This is a genomic window from Amycolatopsis thermalba (genome assembly GCF_023376025.1).
GTDB lineage: Bacteria > Actinomycetota > Actinomycetes > Mycobacteriales > Pseudonocardiaceae > Amycolatopsis_E > Amycolatopsis_E thermalba.
The window spans coordinates 5,323,942-5,341,744 of sequence record NZ_CP091196.1; the positions used below are offsets into that span (position 1 = coordinate 5,323,942).

Sequence of the window (17,803 nt, forward strand, 5' to 3'; positions counted from 1 at the left end):
AGCGTTGTGCGTGCGGGTCGTTGATTCGGCGGCGGTTGCCGTCGAGGTGTCCGCCGCTCCGAACGGCCGCTGGTGTTTGTCGTTGCCGCGAGGCTCCGTCCCCCGGTCGCCGACCGGGGGACGGAGCCTCGCGGCGGGTCAGACCGCGGCCAGCGGCAGCACCGTCTGCGCATTGCGGACCAGGATCTGCTCGAGCGCGTCGTCGTCGGCGCCCTTGCGCTTGAGCCACGGGACGATCACGCGGTGGATGTAGCCGTAGCCGTTCCCGCCGAACTTCTGCCTGCTCGTCTTGAAGCAGATGTCGTGCGACAGCAGCAGCCGGTCGGCGAGGCCGGCCTTGATGAGACCGAGGATGGTCTCCACGCGCAGCTCGTCGGACGGGTAGACGAAATCCACCTCCGGCTCGTACCCGCTGGGGTAGCCGAACAGGTCGAGCTCGACGTAGCAGCCCAGCTCCCCGACCACGTCGAGGAACCGCGGATCCCGCGAGAACCCGTCGCAGTGCCCCATGATCACCCGGCTCATGTCGGCCCCGAGACCGGCGATGCGGCGGCCGATCTCGAGCAGCGTGTCGGCCCCGGGCACGTAGTACGGGTTGTGGATGGACAGTGCGGCGCCGGTCTGCCGGTGCGCCCGCACGCTCGCGGCCAGCGCCCGCTCCTCCAGCGGGTCGATCGGCCAGGACAGGCCGACCTCACCGACGATGCCGGCCCGCACGTCGGTGCCCTCCATGCCGACCGTGATGTCCTCGACGATCTCGGCGACCATCGCATCCTCGGTCATGGACCTGCGCTCGTCGGGCCAGCTCGCCGCGACGTAGTAGGTCGACCCTGCCACGATGTGCACGCCGGTCACCTCGGAGACGTACCGCAGGCCGGCGGCGTTGCGTCCCATGCCGATCGGGGACAGGTTGACCAGCGTGCCGACCCCGAGATCGGGCAGGACCGAGAGCTCGTCGATCGCGTCCTTCTCGTCGCCCATGTGCAGGTTCCCGCGGTTGGTGCACGGGTTCTCGCGCCAGTGCCACAGGTTTTCCAGGGTGGGGCTGGAGTCGGGGTCCCGCGAGGCGCGCGGGTCCTCACCCGGGTCCCAGTACATGTCCACGGCACCGAAGACGTGCTCGTGCGGCAAGGTGGCGCCCATCTCGGCGGGGTCGATGTCCCCGCGGACAGTGCGTAACGTGCCCGGCATCTGTCACTCCCTTGTGGTCAGAACGCGGTGTAGACCTTGAACACGGTTTCGTGGATGTCCCACGTGCCCGTCCAGCCGAGCGGGAAGACGGCGCTGTCGCCGGCCTTGATCTCGTAGGACTCGCCGCCGTCCTCGGTGACGGTCATGCGGCCCTCGAGCATGGTGATGGATTCGTTGGTCTCGAAGACCCAGCGGGACGGCCCGGGCGCGCACTCCCAGAGGCCGACTTCGAGCACCCCCTCACCGGTCCACAACTTCTTGCCCGCGGTCCGCATCGGCTCGCCGGTCGCCTCGGGCAGGGGACCCCAGTCCTCCAGCTCGACCGAGCGCGCGTCGGTGAGGACCACCGTGGGCACGGAGGAGGTGTGTGTCATCGCTGCTGGTTCCTTTCGTTGGGTGAAACGGTCAGCTGTGCAGGCGCAGGGGAAGCGTGAAGTAGTGGCGCGAGGCGTCGGTGTTGCGGATGTCGGGTTCGGCGGTCAGCTCGACGCGTGAGAACCGGGCCGCGATCCGCTCGAACACCACGCGGATCTCGGCCTCGGCGAGCAGCCGTCCCTGGCATCCGTGGCTGCCGAAGCTGAAGGTCAGGTTCCGGGTCTGCTCCGGCGGCCGGGTGAAGTCGAACTCGTCCGGGTTGTCGAACACCGCCGGGTCGTGGTTGGCGGCGCCGAGCATCAGGCGCAGGCTGCGGCCGGCGGGCACGTGGACGCCGTGGATGACGAGGTCCTCGGTCGTCGCCCGGGTCACGACCGGCTCGGGCGCGTCGAAGCGGGCCAGTTCGGCGACGAACGCCTCGTGCTTGTCCGGGTTTTCCCGGAACGCGTCGAAGAGGTCCGGCCGCCGCGTGAACAGGTGCAGACCCGAACAGATGAGGTAGGTGGCGTCCATGTGGCCGACGACGTAGAAGAACAGGGTCGTCGCCAGCAGCTCCGCGGCGGTCATCTCGCCCCGGTCCTGCGCGGCCACCAGGGAGCCCAGCAGGCCCTCCCCCGGGTTCTTGCGCTTGGCCTCGATCAGCGCGGCGGTCCGGCCGCGCAGCTCGTCCAGGGCCTCCTCGGCCCGTTCGAAGTCCTGCTGTGAGGGACGGGCGCTGAGGATGGGCATCGCCTGCCGCATCTTGCGCCGTACCTCGTCGTGGTCGTCGGCGGGGATGTTCAGGATGTGGCAGACCGTGCGGTGCGTGACCTCCACCGCGAGGTCGGAGCCGTCGACGAGCCCGTCCTGGCCGAGGCCGTCGAGGAGGCGGTCGGTGATGGCGGCGGTCGTCTCGGCCCACTCGCGGACCCGCTTGGGGGTGAACCACTTGCTCGTCAGGCGCCGCAGCCGGGTGTGGCCGGGTTCGTCGTGCCCCAGGGCCATGTCCAGCAGAACGCGCCAGGCGCCGGCCTTCTCCCATTCCGGCGCGATGCGGACCGAGGGCAGCCGGCCGTAGTGCATCAGGTCCTCGTACCGGGTGAGCACGAAGCTGCCGTCGTGGTCGTCCCGCATGATCGGCGCCTCGGCCAGCGCGCGGGCGTAGTAGGGGTAGGGGTCGATCCGGAACTGCGGGTCGGTCCACGGCAGGTAGCGGGTGACCTCCGGGCACTGCCCCGGCACGGTGACCGCGGTCGTATGGGTTGACATGGGCATTGTCCTTTCCGGTAGGTGTGGGATCAGCTCGCGGCCTGGCCGAGACCGGCGTAGGTCCGTGGCCGCGCCGACTTGAAGTAGAGCGCGAGCCCCACGCCGGCGATCGCGGAGACGGCGAGCACGGTGAGCAGCACCAGGTTCTGTCCCGGCGCGCCACCGACCACCAGGTCGAAGTGCAGGACGGCGAGCACCACGGTCGCGCCGAGTGCCAGGGCCGCGATGCCCGGTGCGATGTAGCACTTGAACGAGTTCTCCCCGGTGGACCTGCCCGTCCGCGCGAACCACACGATGACCGAGACGCTGACCACCGCCATCAGGGCCAGCAGGCCGACGGTGGCCAGCCCGAACAGCTGGGCGTCGAGCCCCACCCCGGACGTGTTGGTCAAACCGAGGGGAATCAGGACCACGGCGACGATCACGGCGGTGACCGTGGACGCGCGGGCCGGTGAGTGGTGGCGGGGGTGCACCTTGGCGACGTAGGCGGGCAGCGCCCGGTCACGGCCGAGGTTGAACAGGTAGCGGGCGACGACGTTGTGGACCGAGATCGCCGCGGCGAGCTCGGAGGTGATGATGAACAGGAACGTCAGCTGCGTGAAGAACGGCGCCACGAACTGCCCGATGGCGGCGGGGAACATCGACTTGGGATCGTTGGTCGCCGCGTCCACCGCACCCGAACCGTAGGCGGTCGTGAGCAGGTAACACGACAGGATGTAGAGCACACCCACGAACAGCACGGCACCGTAGGTGGCGCGGGGAATCGTCCGGTCCGGGGTGCGCACCTCGTCGCGGAAGACCGCGGTGGCTTCGAAGCCCAGGAACACCATGACCGCGAAGAGCATCGTCACGCCGACGTCGCCGTGCGACAGCGCGGCCGGCGAGAACGGGGTGGCCGAGAAGCCGTCCGGGCCACCGCCGTGCAGCACAACGGCCACGTTGAAGATCATGGCGATCGTGACTTCGAGGACCATGGCGACGCTGAGGACCTTCGCCGACACCTCGATGTGGAAGTAACACAGGACGCCGACCACGGCCCAGGCCAGTGCGCCCCACAGCCACCACGGCGTCGTGGGCCCGCCGATGCTCTCGATGAGTTCCGTGGCGGTGAGGCCGAGGAACACGAAGCACCCGCCGAGCATCAGCAGGTAGGACACGACCGCGAGGAAGGCCGCGCCAAGTCCGCTGATCTTGCCCAGGCCGGCGCTGACGAACGCGTAGAACGAACCCGGCTTCGGGATGCGCCTGGTCATCGTCACATAGCCGACCGCGAACAGCAGCAGCAGGATCGTGGTCGCGACGAACGCGAACGTGGCGCCTTCCCCGCCGAAGGTGACGGTGAACGGAATGAACCCGGCGACCACGGCGATGGGGGCCGAAAAGGCCAGGACGGTCAGCATCAGCGAGCCGACCCCCATGCGGCCCGAGAGCTTGTCCGGAACGGCGCCGGTGCCGAGGTCCGTGGTCGACGGCGGATTGACGACGGGCGTGCTGTCACTCATTTCGGGTTGCCTCTCTCGGACGAGTCGGGGGTTCGGCGGTGCCGTTCCGGTCAGGCCGGCGCGGCGACGGCGAGGACGACGCCGGCCCAGGCGACCGCGATGTCGGATGGGTTCAGCCCGCTGTCCGCGTCGTGGTAGCCGGTCTCCCCGATCTGGGTCGCACCCAGGCCGGTGAAGGTGGACCGCAGCGTGGCGACGCCGAGGTTGTACGTGTCGTAGGTGCTGTCGCCGAGGCCGAACGCGGCGAACCGGACACCGGACAGGTCGGGTTTGCTATCCACGAGCGCCTCGTGGAAGGGCGCGGCGGTGGCGGGCAGGTCGCCCTCACCGTAGGTCGACACCACGAGGATGACCATGTCCTCCCCGGCGAGCTCGTCGACCGGGTAGTCCTCCATGTTCACCACCCGGGTCGCGGTTCCCTTCTCCTCGAGCGCGGCGGCGACGTCTTCGGCGACCAGCTCGGCGTTGCCGGATTCGGTGCCGAAGAGGACGGTCAGCTTGTTCACGCAAGGTCCTTCCTGTGGTTGGGGTCAGCGGGCGCCGGTGGCGATGGCCAGCATCTGGTCGAGGTCGGTGATCTTGCGCCGGCACCGGTCCGGCCGCGCCGAACGGTGTTCGGCCGCCTCGATGCGCTGCCAGTCACCGAACCCGATCGCCCGGTGAGCGAGCAGGTCCGCGACACCGGCGAACCCGGGCCTGCTCGCAGTGATCCGCCCGGCCTCGAAGTCGTCCACGATGGACCGGACGAGGCTCTGGGCGTGCTTGCGGTTCTCGGCGATCGTCCCCTGCGCACCGCGGCTGAGCCACCCCGCGCGGTAGACGTGGTCGCCCGCCCAGTCCGGACCGGGGCAGCCGTCGTCGTGCGCGGCGCCTTGGGTGAACCCGATGGCGGTGACGACGGCGTCGGCGGCGAACTCGACCGGCGTGCCGTCGTCACGGCGGCACGCGGTCAGCACGGTCCGGCCGTCCCGGGTGGTCACCGATCTGGGCTGCAGTCCGAAGTGGAAGGTCACGCGGGTGCGTCCCGGCTCGTCCCGCGCCGGGGCGGCGGAACTCCGCAGCAGGTCGGCGACCGGGCCGCTGTCCTTCTCGTCCAGCCCGGAAGCGACTATGTTCACACCGTTCAACGCGATGAGCTCGCGCAGCATCGCGGCGTCGCACTTCGCCTGGGACGCCCCGGATCGGGCGATGACGTCGAGCGTTGCCGGCCGCTCCGGGCGCAGCTGCGTGAGCATTTCGTCGTCGATGTCCGATCCGGTGAACGCCGCGGTGTCCTTGGACAGCAGCCTGAGCACGTCGAGAGCGACGTTGCCCATGCCGACGACGAGCACCCGCGAACCCAGCGGCGTGCACCGCCCGGTCCCGTCGCGGGACAAGCCGTGATGGGGAAACCCGTTGAGCGCGCGCAGCAGCGCACCCGCTCCGACGACCCGTGCCCCCGGGTCGCGCGGCACGTCGAGTTCCCGGTCGCCGGACAGGCCGGTCGCCAGCACAACAATGTCGAAACTGGTCGCCAACCGGGAGAAATCGATGTCCCGGCCCACCGTCACATTGCCCGCGAACCGGATGCCGCCGCGGGTGAACAGCCGGTCGAACTGCCGCACGACCCCTTTGGTGCCCTGGTGGTCGGCGGCCACGCCGTAGCGGATGAGCCCGTAGGGCGCGGGCAGCGACTCGAAGACCGTGATCTCCGAGTCCGGCCACGTCTTGGACAGGAACTGGGCCACGTAGCAGCCGGACGGGCCGCTGCCCACCACGGCGATCGTGGGGCTCCCTGCGCTCGGGGGGACGTGTTGCGAAGTGTGCGTTCCGACCATGCCATCACCTTGGTAGCGCTATGACTGCGGGAACTGACTGGAATCGAGATTTGAGACGCGACCTCAGTCGCATTCATGGGAGGTTAATACACGACTCGCGTCGTGTCCACCGGTCGATTCCATCGAGTTCACGCGTACACTCTCAAGCCACCTCGGGTGTCCAAGTTAAGGAGCGATGGTGTCACGGTCGACTTCTCGGACGGCCCCTGCCGCGTGGCACGAGCGGCTCGACGGTGGCCTGCGCAAGCAGCCGGTGCAGGAACGCTCCCGGGCGATGGTGGAACATGTCCTGACCACGGCGGCGGAGCTGGTCGAGAACGTCGGCTACGAAGCGGTGGTCGGTTCACCGACCCTGCTGCTGGAGAAGTCCGGCGTCAGCCGGGGCTCCTTCTACGCCTTCTTCGAAACACCCGAGAGCGTCCTGGACGAACTGTGTTACCGGCAGATGCGGGACGCGACCGCGAGCTTCCAGCAGGCCCTGGACGACCGGCGCGGGAAGCGGTGGACCGAGATCGTCGACGTGGTGATCGACTACTACACGCAGGAGCACCGCACCCCGTTGATCCGGGAGCTGTGGGTGCGCCAGAACCTCACCGACCGCGTCCGCATCCTCGACGAGGCGTGCATCGAGGACTGGGCCGGCCGAATCCTGGGGCAGTTCCAGCGCCACGCTCCCCTGTTCGGCGAGCTGACCCAGCTGCACTGCAGCGTCGCCCTGCACGCACTGGAACGCCTCGTCCAGTTCGCCTTCACCGACGACGAGGACGGCGACGCAGTCATCCTCGACCAGGCCCACTTCATGCTCACCCGGTTCTTCGCCGGCCACTCGGGCCGATGACGGTCTAGCGCCCGCAGCCTCGGTCGCCTACCATTCCCGACACACGACTCCAGTCGCGTCACAAAACCGGACCACGGTCACGTCTGCAGCAGCGTCGCTGCCGGATGTCCGGTACCAGGGCTGCCGCACCTGTCACCGACTTCTTCCTCCTCCCCGCTCGAGAGGATTCTCGATGAGCAACGAAGTGGATGCCGCGGACTCGACGGTCCTGCGACCCGCACCCCAAACCCCCGCCCCGTCCGGTTCCGCCCGCAGACTCAAGGGACGGATGGGCGTGATCGAGCTGGTGTTCACGGTCCTGGCGTGGTCGGCGCCCGTCATGGTGGTGTCGGCGAGCACGCCGTTCATCATCAGCTTCGGCGGGACCGGTGCCCCGCTGGCCTACGTGATCGCCATGGCCGTCCTGCTGATCTTCTCCGTCGGCTACACCACCATGACACGCTACGTCGACAACCCCGGCGCGTTCTACGCCTACATCACCGCCGGACTGGGCAGAGCGCCCGGACTCGGCGCGAGTTTTCTCGCGATCGTCGGCTACCTGTTCATGGCCGTGGCGACCTACATGTTCATCGGCGTCTCCCTCAACACCCTCCTGGAGACGATCGGGGCGCCCACCCTGCCCTGGTTCGTCTACACCTTCGCGGTCCTGGCGGTCACCGGCGTGCTCGGCTACTTCCGCATCGACCTCTCCGCCAAGGTGCTCTCGGTCGTCATGGTGTGCGAGATCGTCATCGTCGGCATCTTCGACGGCGCGGTCGTAGGCCGCGGCGGCGGCCCCGAGGGCGTTCCGGTCACGTCCTTCACCTGGAGTGCCCTTATGTCCGGGTCCGTGGGTGTCGCGGTATTGTTCTCCGCCCTGAGTTTCGGCGGGTTCGAGGCGACGGCCGTCTTCCGGGAGGAGACGAAGGACCCGCACCGCACGGTCCCCCGCGCCACCTACCTGGCCGTCGGCGCGATCGGCGTCTTCTACATCGCCGCGACCTGGTTGCTCATCGCGGCCTATGGTCCCTCGCAGGCGACCGCGGCCGCGGCCGCGGATCCGACCGGCATGTTCTCCGCCGCCGTGGAGACCTTCGTGGGCGTGTGGGCCAGGGATGTGGTGACGGTGCTGGTCGTGACGTCGGCGTTCGCGGCGCTGTTGTCTGTGCAGAACATCGTTTCCCGGTACTGCTACTCGCTGGCCGTCGACCGCGTGCTGCCCGCCCGGTTGGCCAAGGTCCACCCGCGCCACGGCTCGCCGAACGTGAGCTCGGTGACCGTGAGCGTGGTCCTGTTCGCGGCGCTGCTGGCGTTCTCCGGCATCGGCTCGCCCGAGTTGTGGTACGCCCAGCTCGCCGGAACCGGCGGATTCGCCATCATGGTGCTGATGACCCTGACGAGCCTGGCCGTCATCGTGTTCTTCCGGCGGCGCCGCGACATCCGGGATTCGACGCGGTGGCACACGTTCATCGCGCCGCTGCTCAGCGCAGCAGGCATGGGGATGGTGCTGTACCTGGCGATCACGAACTTCACCACCATGACGGGCGGGTCGACCACGCAGGCCGTCGTCGAGCAGGTGGTCGTCTGGGGCGTGCTCGCCGCCGGCGCGGTGCTCGCCTTGGTCTACCGGACGAAGCGCCCGGGCGTGTACGCCCGCATCGGGCGCCAGAAAGCGTAAGGAGTATCGATGGAGTTCACCCACGTCCCGCCGGGCCCGCCGAGCGACAAGGCCCAGCAGTTCATGGTCCGGATGCGCGACGGCGTCCGGCTGGCAACCGACGTGTACCTGCCGGAGGGGGAGGGCCCCTTCCCGGTCGTGCTGACCCGCCTGCCCTACGACAAGAACGGCGACATCATCCGCGTCGACGTCTTCGCCGAGGCGCTCGTCGAGCGGGGGTACGTGCTCGTCGCGCAGGACACCCGCGGCAAGTTCCGCTCCGAGGGCGAGACGGTGCCCTGGGTCAACGAAGCCTGCGACGGCTACGACACGATCGACTGGATCGTGAACCAGCCGTGGTCCAACGGCCGCGTCGGGATGACCGGACTGTCCTATGTGGGCTTCACGCAGTGGGCCGCGCTGGCCACCAACCACCCAGCTCTGCGTGCCATCGCGCCCCGGAGCACGAACACGAACCTCGGGGCCGCGCAGCTGACGCCGGGCGAACCCGAGTGGGGGTTCTACTTCAAGTACGTGATGGACTTCTACGTCGTCAACGACCTCCTCGCGCACGAAGAGGACTACGACTGGTCGCGGCGGCCCCTGGTGAACGCGTTCGAGGACGCGGTGGAGCAGATGGGAGTCCGGCCGCCGGCGATGGACATGCACCTGTCGGTTACACCGCCGCTGCGCCGCTTCCCCGAGGGACATCCCCTCAACGCGAAGCCCGTTCCCGTGCTGCTCTCGCTCGGGTGGTTCGACCCGTACTGCCGGGCCGAGGCCATGCGCGACTACCACGCGATGACGGCGAACCCCGCGTGGCGGCCGCTGGTCCACCTGCGGCTCGGGCCGACCGACCACGACGACACGCGTCTGGACGACCGGCCGGCCGCCGTGGAGCACCAGGGCAGCATCGACATCCCCCTGCTCACCCCGGAGCAGATCAGGGCGTGGTTCGACGGCGAGCTGCGGTTCTTCGACCGCTACCTCAAGGCGGACGACGATGTCGAGCCGCTGCCGCCGGTGGAGTACCAGCTGGCGCACAGTGACGAGGTGCGGCACGTCGGCGCGTGGCCGCCGCCGGAGGTCACCCGTCGGGTTCTGCACCTGTCTGCCGGACCGGACGACACCAACGGGCACCTGGTGTCGCGGCGGGACGCGGCCGCGACCGCGGTGTCGTGGGTGCACGACCCGGACAAGCTGGTGCCGACCGCGACGAACCTGTGGTCCCTGCTGGTCGCCGAATGGCCCGATTACCGGGCGACGGCCGACCGCGACGACGTGCTGGCCTTCCGCGGCGAACCCCAGACCGAGCCGCTGGAGCTGGCCGGCCCGGTCACCTTCCACGGCACGGTCACCACCACGGGCCCGGAGATGGACCTGTTCGCGTTCCTGCTCGACCTCGAACCGGACGGCAGCGCGCGGTTCATCTGCCGCGGACAGCAGCGGCTGACCGCCACCGAACCGACGGAGGTGGCGATGCCGGCGGGCGAGGCCGGATACGTGGTGCGGCCGGGCCACTCGCTCCTGCTGATGCTGTGCAGCAGCGACTACCCCGACTTCATCCCCCTGACCGGCACGCGGGAACGCTGGTGGTTCGCCACGTCGATGCGCCCCACGACGCAAACACTGGAAATCGGCGGCCGGGCCGGCGCGCGGCTTGAACTGACCGTGCTCTGATCGCGCGCCGGGCTCTTCCGGCACCCCAGGCGATAGCAGGCGAAGTCCGCGCGGACGGCAGGCCCTTCGCGGCGAGCCACGACGTCAGGACCGGACCGCGCCTGGGAACCCGGCGCGCGAGCTCCGGAACGCACGCGTATCACCCGGGCTGTCGGGAACGGAGGGGACGCAGGCCGGTGCGGATTTCGCTGACCAGCACCTCGGGCTGTTCCAAGGCCGCGAAGTGCCCGCCCTTGTCGGCCTCGCCGTAGTGGATCAGATTGCGGTAGGTGTCTTCGATCCAGCTTCGCGGCAGGCGCGGGATGTCCTTCGGGAAGACGGTCACCGCGACCGGAACGCTCAGCTTCGGGCCGGCGAACGTGGCCGATCTGTTCTCCCAGTAGATGCGGCCGGACGACGCCGCGCTGTTGGTGAACCAGTAGAGGGATATCGCGTCGAGCATGTCGTCGACGCCGAGGACGTCCTCGGCCAGCCCGTGATTGTCGGTCTTGGACTGGAACTTCTCGTAGATCCAGGCTGCCTGACCGGCGGGAGAGTCCGCCAGGGCGAATCCGACAGTCTCCGGCTTCGTGCCCTGCAGGTGGTTCGACCCACCGAGATCGCCGGTGTAGAGGGCGAGGGTCTCCACCGCGTGGCGCTGTTCGGGCGACAAGGTGCCGGGTATCTGCGCGGGAAAGGCGTACTGGGTGTTCAGGTGAATTCCGAGCAGCCCCTCGGGTTGCATGGCCCCGAGGGCGGTGGTCACGACGGCACCCCAGTCGCCGCCTTGCGCGGCCCACCTCGGGTAGCCCAGACGCTTCATCAGCTCCACCCACGCGCTGGCGATGCGCGACACAGTCCACCCGGTCTCCGCGGGCTTCTGGGAGAACCCGAACCCGGGAAGTGACGGGACGACGACGTCAAACGAATCGGCGGCGTCTCCTCCGAACGGAACCGGATCGGTCAGCGGGCCGATCAGCTTCAGGAACTCCACGATCGAGCCCGGCCATCCGTGCGTGAGAATCACCGGCATCGCGCCAGGATTGCCGGACCTGACGTGGATGAAGTGGATGTCCAGCCCATCGATCTCGGTCAGGAACTGGGGGAAGCGGTTGAGCTCGGATTCGAAGCGCCGCCAGTCGTAGCCGTGCTCCCAGTAGTCGATCAGTGATCGGGCGTTCGCCAGGCGAACGCCTTGCGACCAGTCGTCCACCGTTTCCGGATCCGGCCACCGGGTTCTGGCCAGTCGCCGCTTCAGGTCGTCGATCTCCGAATCCGGGATCGAAACGGTGAACGGGCGGACGAGGGCCGAGGTCGGCGTTGGTGCGGTCATGGCCGTCTTCTCTCTTCCCGAGCCTCGCGGCACGGCGCAACCACTCGTTGCACACTGGTGTGCAACCTACTTTAATGCACAGCAGTGTGCAACACTCGCGCCGTGCCCACCGAGTCCTCGCGTGCGCGGTCGATGAACGAGACCCGCGATCGCATCCTCGACGTCGCCCTCGAGGTGCTGGGCGACAACCCCGACGCCGGAATGGGCGACATCGCCTCCGCCGCCGGCGTCGTCCGCCGCACCGTCTACGGCCACTTCCCCTCGCGCCTCGACCTGATCCGGACACTCACCGAACGGGCCGTGAGCGAGATGACCGCCGTACTCACCGAGGTCGACGGCGCCAACACGGAAGCGGACGCGACGTGGGCCGATTTCGTCGCCCGCATCTGGCCGGTGGCCCACCGGTACCGGGTGCTGCTCGCGCTGCGCCGCGGCGAGTACGGCGAGGCGATCCACGGCCTGCTCGGACCACTCGACGAGCTCCTCGCCGACCTCGTGAAACGGGGCCAGGACAGCGACCTGTTCGCACAGCACCTGCCGGCAGGCACGCTGAGCCAGCTCGCCTACGGCATCGTGTTCGCCATCGCCGACAGCGACCTGTCGAACGCAACCAACGGCGCCCGGGCAGCGACTATCACGAGCCTGCTGATGCTGGGAGTTCCCGAAACCCGCGCAAACGCTCTCGTGGGCGACCAGCGCTGACCCGATCGCGATCCCGGCATCGAACTCACAGCCACCCGGGTGCGACGAGGATCGACCAGCTCAACAGGGGGCCTACGACCGCCATCGCTCCCGAGAAGCGGAGCAGACCGCGGTAGATCCTGCGCCGTTCCGGCTCGGGGGCGTTGGCCATCGCGATCGCGCCGCCGGTCGAGAACGGGGACACGTCCACCAGGGACGAGGAGATCGCCAGTGCGGCGACGAACCCGATCGCCCCGATCTCGCCCGTCGCGATCAGCGGCACCGTCAGCGGGATGACCGCGCCGAGGATGCCCGTCGTCGACGCGAACGCCGAGACCACCGCGCCGATGAGGCAGATCAGCAGCGCCGCGAGCAGCGGTGAGTCGACCCCGGCGACCGACGTGCCGAGCCAGTCGATCGTCCCGTTGCGCTGCAGCACCCCGATGTAGGTCAGGATGCCCGCCATCAGCAGGATGATGTCCCAGCTGACCTCCTTCACCGCACTGCGGCTCGTCGCGGGGAACGCCAGCGCCAGCACCGCCGCCACGGTCAGGGCCAGGAACCCGATGTCGAGGCCGAAGACGAGCGCCCCGACGGTCAGCACGACGAACCCGAGCAGGGTCAGGCCCTGCTGCGGGCTCAACGACGTCGACGGCGGTGCGGTGGCGGCTCCGGGGCTGTCGGCGACCACCACAGCCGGAGCCTGACGCCGCGCCAGGAGCACATAGGTGGCCACGGCGACGGCGGTGCCGATGCCGAACGTGCACGCGAACAGCAACAGCGGATTGCTCGCCAGTCCGTTCTTCTCCTGCACGCCGTGCACGATGACGCCGAGCAGGCCGGTGGGCGCGAACGAGCCCGCGGTCGACCCGAGCCCGATCAGGATGCTCACGAGCAACGGCCGGAGGCCGTGGGCGGTGGCGAAGCTCATCGCGATCGGCATGAGGATCGCGCCCACCGCGGGCGGCAGCGCGCCGATCCCACAGATCGCGGTCGACAACAGGAAGAAGACCCACGGGATCGCGGACGTGCGGCCGCCGGCGAGCCGGAAGGTCGCTTCGACCAGCCACTGGACGGTGCCGTTGTTCTTGGCGATGGCGAACAGGTAGGTGACACCGACGAGCACGACGAACAGCTCGGCCGGGAACGAGGCGAGCACGTCGTCCGGTGATTCACCGCCGATGAGGCTGCCCACGAAGAACGCGGCGACGAGCCCGAGCACGCCCATGTTGACCGGGCGGACGGTGGCGAGAGCGAGGACGGCGGCGAGCACGCCGATGGACAGAAGTGCGGTGGGCATGGGATCTCCCGAGCGAAGCAGCGGTGGTTGGCTGGGATGAGCGGGTGTTACCGGGCGGGCGCGCGGCGCCGGTGATGAGGCGACGCGGTCCCGTGAAACAGCGGTGGTCGGCGGGCATGGACGGGTGTTGCCGGGCGGGCGCGTCACGCGGGTGATGAGACAGCGCGGTCCGCGAAGCGGCGGTGGTCAGCGGAAACCGAAACGGGCTTACCGGGTGGGCGGCGGGTAGTACGCCGCCCCCGCCATGAGCCGGCGGGCCGTGCGGCTGAAGCCGAGCAGGTCGAAGGCCACGTGTGGCGGCTCCGGGACCGTCCGGGCGGCCACCCGGGCGGGCGTGATGCCGGACGGGTGGCCGATGAGGACGGTGTCCCGCTGCCGCCGGGTGGCGACGGTCTCGACGACCGAGCCGCGGACCCGGGAGGCCGCGGCGAGGCACACCGACGCGGTGCCCGCGATGCTCTCGTGCAGGCGGTTCATGAAGATCAGCCGGACCCGCAGGTCCATGTCCGGAGCGTCGGCGGTCGTGCCGCTCAGGGTGCGGTAGCCGCCGGGTGGGGCGACGAGCCCCACCATGGGCAGACCGGGTGACTCGTCGTCCACGCGGCGCCACTCCGTGCACAGGCCGAAGAGCGCCGCCGCTTTGCCGCGGATCTCCCGCACGACGTCGAGCAGGGTCTCGGAGAAGTCGACTTCGCTGCCGTCGAGGCCGACGTCCGCGGCGGGCACCCAGACGCACGGATTCCCGGCGTCGCAGGTCGTGGCCCGGACGACGGAACCGTTCTCCAGCACGATCTCGTCGACCGGGTTCCCGGTGGGCAGCAGCGCACCGGTCTTGGACCCCACGGTGCCCGACCAGTCCATGACGATCTCCGCGCCCGTGCCGGGTACGCCCGGCACGGCGAAGTCGCCGAGAACAGCGGCCCTGCCCGCGCGGACGGGCACGTGCGCGGTCATCACGGCACCGGTGTTGGTGTTGTGGATCCGGACCGGCGTGACCCCGTCGACCGCGTCGACGAGGCCTTCGTCGATCGCGAACGGGCCGACCCCGGCCGAGATGTTCCCGCAGTTGCCCGCGTAGCCGACGCCGGCGCGGTCGATCTCGACCTGGCCGAAGGTGTAGTCGACGTCGGCGTCGTCCCGGGTGGACGGTGCGATGATCGCGAGTTTCGACGTGATCGGCCGGGACCCGCCCAGGCCGTCGATCTGCAGCGGGTCCGGGGATCCCATGAGGCGGACGAGCAGCGCATCGCGCTCGGTGCCGGGAGCAGGCAGGTCCGCCTCGTGGAAGTAGAGTCCCTTGCTCGTGCCGCCGCGCATCAGGACGCAGCGGACGGTCAGCTGGTCCGTCATGCCGCTCCCCCGCCCGCCAATGTCCGCACGAGTGCGCGCATCGACGACTCCGCCGACAGGCCGAGCACACCGTCCGCGATGTCGTCGGCGTCGTCGAAGACCCGGCCCGCCAGTGACGCGAACTTCTCGCGCAGCGCGGCGTCGCCGATCCAGTTCTCCGGTTCGCCGAGCGGGACCGGGACCGCGCGGGACGCCGTCCGGCCTCCCGAGTGGACGGTCAGGGTGCCGCCACCCATCGGCACGCTGTCGTCGGCCGACACCGTGATCCGGTCGATTATCGCGACCACGGCGGGATCGGCGAGGCGCTGGTAGCTGTCCCAGTCCACGTGCCCGTCCAGCCACGCGCACGCGACCTGGAAGTACACGCTGAACTGGGCGTCCACGACGCTGCCCGGCCGGCGTTTCGCCGGGCTGTCCTCGCCGACGATCGGCATGGCCGCCGACGGGATCCCGACGTGCAGTTCCGCGCCGGGGTCGGGGTCGCGCAGTGCGAGCGCGGCGTCGATGGCGCCGTGGGTGAGCCGGCACGACGGGTACGGTTTGACGGCGGTGTCGAGCAGCAGCCACTTCGTGCCGAGACCATCGGTGAGCGCGCCGGGGTCGGCTTCCCCGGTGTATCCGGTCAGCAGGCCGTACCGCCCGTCGAGCGCGTCGGCGGCGCCGCGGACGCCGGCCTCCGCCAGGGTCGCGCACGTCAACGCGTCGTGGGCGAGGAAACCGGGGTGCAGGCGCTTGTTCCACGCCCCGTTGGCCAGGTACTGCATGCTGCCCGCCGCCTTGCTCAGGGCGAGACCGAAGGCCGACGCCGTGGTGGCGGCGTCGAATCCGCGCAGCCGGGACACCGCCGCGACCGCGCCGAAGATGCCGGACACGGCGGTGATGTGGAAGCCGCGCTCGTAGCTGCGCGAGGTCAGCGCCGCGCCGATCCGGCAGCACACCTCGTACCCGACGGCGACCGCGTCGAGGAACGTGCGGCCGTCCACGTCGAGGCGTTCGGCTTCCGCGGTGGCGGCGGGGAAGATCGCGACCCCGGGATGCCCGGTCTGCGTCCGGTTCGTGTCGTCCATGTCCAGGGAGTGGGCGTGGACGCCGTTGAGGAACGCCGCAGAGGCCGGGCTGTGCCGGCGGGCCACGCCGATCACGGTGGCGTCGCCGCCGTGCGGATCGAGCCGGTCGACGGCGGCGCGCACGGCGGGGCTGCTGTCGGCGTGCACGGCCGCGAACGCGGCGACACCGATGTGGTCGAGGAACAGGCCACGCAGGCGCGGCGCGAGCGAGGAGTCCACCTCGGACTCGACGGCGAAGCGGGCGAGTGCGTCGGTCGCGGCGAGGGTGGCGGGGCTGGTGGTCACGGTGATCAGATCTCCCGCTTGAGGATCTTGCCGGTCGCGGTCATCGGCAGGGTGTCGCGGAACTCGACGCGGCGCGGGTACTTGTAGGCCGCCAGCCGTTCCTTGGCCCACGCCACGATGTCGTCCTCGGTGACGTCGTCGTGGTCCTTGGCCCTGACGACGACCGCCTTGATCTCCTCGCCGTGGGCGTCGTCGGGGACGCCGATCACCGCGACCAGCGAGACCGCCGGGTGGGTCATCAGCAGTTCCTCGATCTCACGCGGGTACACGTTGAACCCGCCGCGGATGATCATGTCCTTGGCCCGGTCGACGATGTAGTAGAAGCCGTCGGCGTCCTTGCGGGCCAGGTCGCCGGTGCGGAACCAGCCGTCGCGGATCGCTTCCGCGGTCGCCTCGGGCCGGCCGTGGTAGCCCTTCATGACGTTGTGGCCCCTGATCGCGATCTCGCCGACCTCGCCGGAGGCGTCGGACCAGTCGTCGGCGATCAGCTTCATCTCGACACCCGGGATGGGCACGCCGATCGAGCCGACCCGCGGTTGCTCGCCGTACACCGAGAACGACGCCACCGGGGAGGTCTCCGACAGGCCGTAACCCTCGAGGATCGTCACGCCGAAGCGGGCCCGGAAGTCCCGGTGCACCTCGCCCGGCAGCGCCGAGCCGCCGGCCACCGCCACCCGCAGGTTCGCCGCCAGCGCCGCCACGTCCACCCCGTCGTCGAGCGCGCCCAGCAAGCCCCAGTACATCGTCGGGACGCCGGCGAAGAAGGTCACGGTCTCCTGGAGCATCAGGGTGAGCGCGGCCCGCGCGTCGAACCGCGGCAGCATGACCATCGTGCCGCCGAAGGCGATCGCGCCGTTTTGGGTCACGGTCTGCCCGAACGAGTGGAACAACGGCAGCACGCACAGGTAGGTGTCCGGGTTCGCCGGGTCGGCGCCGAACACCTCCCGGCCGGCGAGGGCGTTGTCGCGCATGTTGCGGTGGCGCAGTTCCGCGCCCTTCGGGTGGCCGGTGGTGCCCGAGGTGTAGAGGATCACCGCCGTGTCCTCGTCATCGACGTCGACCGTCGCGAACTCGGCGGGCTCGTCGGCCCACGGCAGCCGGCCCGCGGCGGGGACGACGAACAACGACCGGCACCCGGCGGTCTGCTCGACGGCTTCTGCCGCCCACTCGCCGATGGGGAGGTCGGCGGTGCCCTCGAACGCGAAGTGGGCGACAGCGCCGGAATCGGCGAGGTGGTAGGCGATCTCGCGTGGTTTGAGCAGCACGTTCAGCGGTACGACCGTGGCGCCCGCCTTGAGGATGCCGAAGTAGACGACGGTGAAGGTCGGCAGGTTGGGACACGACAACGCGACCGCGTCACCGGGGCGCACTCCGTGGCGTACCAGGAGGTTGGCGACCTGGTTCGCGGCGCCGGCGAGCTGGGGGTAGGACAGGCGGGCGTCGCCGCACACGATGGCCGTGCGATCGGGGTGCTCCCCGGCGGTCGTGTCGAGCAGGGCGGCCAGGTTCGTCATGGGAAGT

Annotated in this window: 15 protein-coding genes; 4 read left to right on the forward strand and 11 right to left on the reverse strand. The window is 69.8% G+C overall.

Going from position 1 to position 17,803, the window contains the following annotated elements; all coding sequences use genetic code 11:
• Positions 1-138 precede the first annotated feature (138 nt).
• From L1857_RS25855 to L1857_RS25880, 6 genes are read right to left on the reverse strand one after another with little or no spacing between them, the layout of a single operon-like run.
• Positions 139-1,191 carry a phosphotriesterase family protein gene (locus L1857_RS25855; RefSeq protein ID WP_249466509.1) on the reverse strand — a complete coding sequence of 351 codons (1,053 nt, stop codon included), beginning with the start codon at positions 1,189-1,191 and terminating at the stop codon, positions 139-141.
• A gap of 17 nt (positions 1,192-1,208) precedes the next feature.
• A complete protein-coding gene (locus L1857_RS25860) occupies positions 1,209-1,565 on the reverse strand; it encodes a cupin domain-containing protein (protein WP_116111186.1) in 357 nt (118 codons plus the stop codon).
• 31 nt (positions 1,566-1,596) lie between these two features.
• Positions 1,597-2,814 (reverse strand): cytochrome P450, encoded by a 1,218-nt coding sequence (locus L1857_RS25865; protein WP_116111187.1) that lies wholly within the window; start codon positions 2,812-2,814, stop codon positions 1,597-1,599.
• Between the two features lie 29 nt (positions 2,815-2,843).
• Entirely contained in the window at positions 2,844-4,316 is a 1,473-nt protein-coding gene (locus L1857_RS25870) for an APC family permease (RefSeq protein ID WP_205413283.1), read from the reverse strand.
• A gap of 50 nt (positions 4,317-4,366) precedes the next feature.
• Positions 4,367-4,822 (reverse strand): flavodoxin domain-containing protein, encoded by a 456-nt coding sequence (locus L1857_RS25875; protein WP_116111188.1) that lies wholly within the window; start codon positions 4,820-4,822, stop codon positions 4,367-4,369.
• Between the two features lie 24 nt (positions 4,823-4,846).
• Positions 4,847-6,133 carry an NAD(P)-binding protein gene (locus L1857_RS25880; protein ID WP_249466512.1) on the reverse strand — a complete coding sequence of 429 codons (1,287 nt, stop codon included), beginning with the start codon at positions 6,131-6,133 and terminating at the stop codon, positions 4,847-4,849.
• Between the two features lie 175 nt (positions 6,134-6,308).
• Between L1857_RS25880 and L1857_RS25885 the strand changes: the two genes are divergently transcribed.
• From L1857_RS25885 to L1857_RS25895, 3 genes are all read left to right on the forward strand, one after another.
• Positions 6,309-6,971, forward strand: coding sequence for a TetR/AcrR family transcriptional regulator (locus L1857_RS25885; RefSeq protein ID WP_116111190.1), 663 nt, complete (start codon positions 6,309-6,311; stop codon positions 6,969-6,971).
• A 172-nt stretch (positions 6,972-7,143) separates the two neighbouring features.
• Positions 7,144-8,628: an APC family permease gene (locus tag L1857_RS25890; RefSeq protein ID WP_116111191.1), complete on the forward strand. Its 1,485-nt coding sequence runs from the start codon at positions 7,144-7,146 to the stop codon at positions 8,626-8,628.
• A gap of 9 nt (positions 8,629-8,637) precedes the next feature.
• On the forward strand, positions 8,638-10,287 hold the full coding sequence (locus L1857_RS25895) for a CocE/NonD family hydrolase (protein ID WP_116111192.1): 1,650 nt from the start codon (positions 8,638-8,640) through the stop codon (positions 10,285-10,287).
• Positions 10,288-10,426: 139 nt separating this feature from the next.
• Here L1857_RS25895 and L1857_RS25900 read toward each other — a convergent pair whose 3' ends face one another.
• Positions 10,427-11,599, reverse strand: coding sequence for an epoxide hydrolase family protein (locus L1857_RS25900; RefSeq protein ID WP_116111193.1), 1,173 nt, complete (start codon positions 11,597-11,599; stop codon positions 10,427-10,429).
• A gap of 132 nt (positions 11,600-11,731) precedes the next feature.
• On the opposite strand from L1857_RS25900, the gene L1857_RS25905 reads away from it, so the two are divergent.
• Positions 11,732-12,301 (forward strand): TetR/AcrR family transcriptional regulator, encoded by a 570-nt coding sequence (locus tag L1857_RS25905; protein ID WP_205413285.1) that lies wholly within the window; start codon positions 11,732-11,734, stop codon positions 12,299-12,301.
• A 25-nt stretch (positions 12,302-12,326) separates the two neighbouring features.
• Here L1857_RS25905 and L1857_RS25910 read toward each other — a convergent pair whose 3' ends face one another.
• The 4 genes from L1857_RS25910 to L1857_RS25925 form a co-directional block, all read right to left on the reverse strand.
• Complete coding sequence (locus L1857_RS25910) at positions 12,327-13,580, reverse strand: SLC13 family permease (protein ID WP_249466515.1); 1,254 nt, start codon at positions 13,578-13,580, stop codon at positions 12,327-12,329.
• Between the two features lie 207 nt (positions 13,581-13,787).
• On the reverse strand, positions 13,788-14,930 hold the full coding sequence (locus L1857_RS25915; protein WP_116111195.1) for a 2-methylaconitate cis-trans isomerase PrpF family protein: 1,143 nt from the start codon (positions 14,928-14,930) through the stop codon (positions 13,788-13,790).
• Entirely contained in the window at positions 14,927-16,282 is a 1,356-nt protein-coding gene (locus L1857_RS25920; RefSeq protein WP_162831097.1) for an MmgE/PrpD family protein, read from the reverse strand. Before L1857_RS25920 ends, L1857_RS25915 begins: the two co-directional genes overlap by 4 nt.
• A gap of 5 nt (positions 16,283-16,287) precedes the next feature.
• Positions 16,288-17,796, reverse strand: a complete 1,509-nt coding sequence (locus L1857_RS25925; protein WP_116111197.1) for a long-chain-fatty-acid--CoA ligase — start codon at positions 17,794-17,796, stop codon at positions 16,288-16,290.
• Positions 17,797-17,803: the final 7 nt, after the last annotated feature.